This is a genomic window from Pseudomonas sp. SID14000 (assembly GCF_002165135.1).
Classification (GTDB): Bacteria; Pseudomonadota; Gammaproteobacteria; order Pseudomonadales; family Pseudomonadaceae; genus Aquipseudomonas.
The window spans coordinates 1-372 of sequence record NZ_NFZQ01000186.1 but is presented as its reverse complement, the minus strand read 5'-3'; the positions used below and the strand labels follow the sequence as shown (position 1 = coordinate 372).

General features: G+C 66.1%; 1 protein-coding gene. It reads right to left on the bottom strand.

What is annotated here, in order from left to right; genetic code table 11:
- Window positions 1–372: DUF5801 repeats-in-toxin domain-containing protein (locus tag CAY82_RS25505; RefSeq protein ID WP_256576359.1), on the bottom strand; the 372-nt coding region annotated here is incomplete at both ends.

Genomic DNA, 372 nt, shown 5'->3' with positions numbered 1-372 from the left:
GCACGATGGCGCGGAGCTGGTCGAGGGTAACGGAACCGTTGCTGGCGACGCTGACGGTGAATACCAGGAGGTTGGTAGTGGCCGTGCGGCCTTCCACCACGGTGCCGTTGAGCGACAGGTTGACTGCTTCGCCAGTGGCCGTGTCGACCAGGCCGGAGGCACCCGCCACCACGCCCAGGGCGTAGGTGAGCGTACCGGCGCCATCGGCGCCGAAGGCCGAGGTGAAGTTGGCGGCGAAGCTTTGGGTGGCGTTGGTCGTCAGGTCCGTTTCATCGACGGTGAGGACCGGTTCCGTGCCGGTGGTGCTGATGCTCGGGCCGTCATCCTTGAACACCAGGTTCTGGCCGATGTTAAGGGTGGCCTGGGCGCTGT